Here is a 2292-nt window from a genome sequence, read left to right on the forward strand (position 1 = left end):
CGTCGGAGTCGATGACTCCGTTGCCGTTGGCGTCGAAGAGGGAGAAGACCAGCTCGACCCGCTTGGCGGCCTCGTCTCGCATTCCATCACCTGTCTGCTGCGGCCCGACGATCGCGGGCCTGGCCCAATGAGTGCCTCTACGTGACCGAGCGGGGCAAGGCGCGAACGTCCTGCCGCCCCGATGCGCGTAGCGGCCATGTCCCATGGAACAGCCATAAATGTCCGTACGCTCCCGAGCTCCGCTTTTGGTGGTGCAAGGACTGCCCGATGACCGTCTGCGACAGGTCGGATGCCTGTGCTGTCGCAACCGGACCGTTCGTCGCCATCCGACCTCCGCCTCTCCCGGGCCGCCCCGATCACGGCATCCGGCGCCGAGCCGGAGTCGTCGTGGGCCCTTATGGCTGGTCGGCCTGACCGTCCCCGAGGGCGGCGCACTCATGGCGAGCGGACGGCTGAGCAGTAGGCGGTGGCCCGACGGCACCGTCGGGTTCGCCCGGTCTGCTCGTCGAACCGTCCGGCGGCCGCCGGTCAGATGAGTGCTGTGGCGCTGCGGTGGCCACCCGTGACGCGAAGAAGGTCCAGTTTCCCCGCGTCGCTGCTTCCGGTCGCTGCCGTGTAGGTGACCATGCGCAGGTCGGCGCCGGGAACGACGAGGACGTCGCAGTCGAGCGGGATGTCGCCGATCTTCGGATGCCGACTGGTTCGCGATGCGGCGCATCCTGCCGGCGATGGCCCTCACCCCGTTCGCCACCGGCCGCGACACAGCGGGCCGCTGCCTCGCCGACGTGGTCCTCGGCAGGACCCAGGCGCCGACCGGCTCCTACGTCGACCGCGGCCGTGCGGACCGCTCGTCGGACGAGTCCTACGACCCGCGGCGTGAAGCCGAACTCTGGGAGGCCGCTCAACGGTTCACCGCGTCGTGAGCAGCCAGGGTGGGTGCGCTGAGGTCGGCAGTACGCTGGGGGGGGCTGGCCGCTCCCGCTTTCGGGTCGCGTCGGGCAGCCCGCACCTGCGAGGAGTCCATGCCGCCGGGGTCGGCGGTGGGTACCTGGGGGGGGGCTTCGCGAGCTGCACGACATCCTGCGCACCACTCCGGCCGACAGCCGCTCCCTCGACGACCTCGGGCGCGAGATCGGCGCCAGCGCCCGCACCTCTCCCGCCGCCTCCGCGCCGACCTCGGCCTGGCCTACCCCCCAGTGGCGCACGCAGATCAGGCTCCACCCCGCCCTGATCCTCCTGGCCGACGACACCCCCGTCACCACCGTCGCCCATCGCTGCGGCTGGTCCTCCGCCAGCACTTTCATCAACGTCTTCCGCCGCGCCTTCGGCCACACCCCGGCACCCATCCCGCCGACTGACCACACGGCCCCGCCGGTGCGCGAGCCGTCAAGATTCCTTGCCGGACAGGCGAGGTCACGCGATGCGACGAGCTCGCAGTCCGCTACGAGGCGACCGTGCTGGTCGCATCCCTCAACGGTGGCCGTGACCAGCACGCGTCTGATGAGCCGTCAGCCGTCAGCCGTCGACGTCGAGCGCCGTGCCGTACAGGCGGTCCACCTTCAACCGGACGACCACCCGGCGCTCGGCGACGAGTTGCTCCAGAAAGGCACCTTCGTCCTCCGGCTTCGCGTCTCGCGGGACCATCTCCAGCAGTTCCCGCCCGACGGCGTCACCGGAGACGGTCGTACTCTCGGACACCTCGGCCTCGCCTTCAGCGACGGCGAACGACCACACGTCGCCCCCGCGCACATGAAGCGCCGCACGCGGATTGCGCCGCAGGTGCCCGACCTTGACCCGGTCTGCGGTCGTCGAGAACCGCACCAAGCGGGCTTCGGGGTCCCAGCTGTACAGCATGGTGGTCAGATGAGGGTGGCCATTGCGCTTGACGGTGGCGAGCGTGCCGAACTGCTGCTTGCCCAGCAGGATGGAGAGGGCTTCGTCGGACAGTGGGCGAGGTGCTGGTCCCTGAGTCATGACCTGACCAACGTCCATGCCCGCCCGGGAATTTCATCGAGCCGCCGAGAGACCGTACACCGGGCACCGGCCGTGCGCAGAGGACCACCGACGGCGTGCTGCTCCTCGTCCGCACGGAAGGAGCCAGCCTCCCCGAGTACACGGCAGGCGGCCTCGCTCCACCGTTCGGCGGCGGGCACGCGTCCGTTCGGCCACCCCTTCGATCGCTGCTCGTGGCGATCGGTGGGGGACGACGAGCGCCGTTCGTCCCCCACCGGCTCAAGGAGTCGTATGCCGGTCACTGGCGCCCGTCGCGGCGCCGCACGTACAGGCGGCCAC

3 protein-coding genes and 2 pseudogenes are annotated in these 2292 nt (G+C 70.5%); 2 read left to right on the plus strand and 3 right to left on the minus strand.

Annotated elements, in window-relative coordinates; genetic code table 11:
- Both RIF68_RS34825 and RIF68_RS34830 read right to left on the minus strand, forming a co-directional pair.
- A pseudogene (locus tag RIF68_RS34825) lies at positions 1 to 82 on the minus strand (calcium-binding protein); the annotation flags it as partial.
- A 446-nt stretch (positions 83 to 528) separates the two neighbouring features.
- The gene (locus RIF68_RS34830) at positions 529 to 684 is read right to left on the minus strand and encodes a hypothetical protein (protein WP_309055533.1); all 156 of its coding nucleotides are present in this window, start codon (positions 682 to 684) and stop codon (positions 529 to 531) included.
- A gap of 44 nt (positions 685 to 728) precedes the next feature.
- Here RIF68_RS34830 and RIF68_RS34835 point away from each other — a divergent pair, with 44 nt between their 5' ends.
- Together RIF68_RS34835 and RIF68_RS34840 are read left to right on the plus strand one after the other, a co-directional pair.
- Positions 729 to 923: a hypothetical protein gene (locus RIF68_RS34835; RefSeq protein ID WP_309055530.1), complete on the plus strand. Its 195-nt coding sequence runs from the start codon at positions 729 to 731 to the stop codon at positions 921 to 923.
- Positions 924 to 1131: 208 nt separating this feature from the next.
- A pseudogene (locus RIF68_RS34840) lies at positions 1132 to 1329 on the plus strand (helix-turn-helix domain-containing protein); the annotation flags it as partial.
- A 186-nt stretch (positions 1330 to 1515) separates the two neighbouring features.
- Here RIF68_RS34840 and RIF68_RS34845 read toward each other — a convergent pair.
- Positions 1516 to 1974, minus strand: a complete 459-nt coding sequence (locus RIF68_RS34845) for a TIGR03618 family F420-dependent PPOX class oxidoreductase (protein ID WP_309055531.1) — start codon at positions 1972 to 1974, stop codon at positions 1516 to 1518.
- Positions 1975 to 2292: the final 318 nt, after the last annotated feature.

This window comes from Streptomyces sp. (genome assembly GCF_031178505.1).
Classification (GTDB): domain Bacteria; phylum Actinomycetota; class Actinomycetes; order Streptomycetales; family Streptomycetaceae; genus Streptomyces; species Streptomyces gulbargensis.

Excerpts from the sequence above, each read along its gene's own strand:
- RIF68_RS34835 (WP_309055530.1), top strand. The coding sequence starts at position 729 with ATGGCCCTCACCCCGTTCGCCACCGGCCGCGACACAGCGGGCCGCTGC.
- RIF68_RS34845 (WP_309055531.1), bottom strand. The coding sequence starts at position 1,974 with ATGACTCAGGGACCAGCACCTCGCCCACTGTCCGACGAAGCCCTCTCC.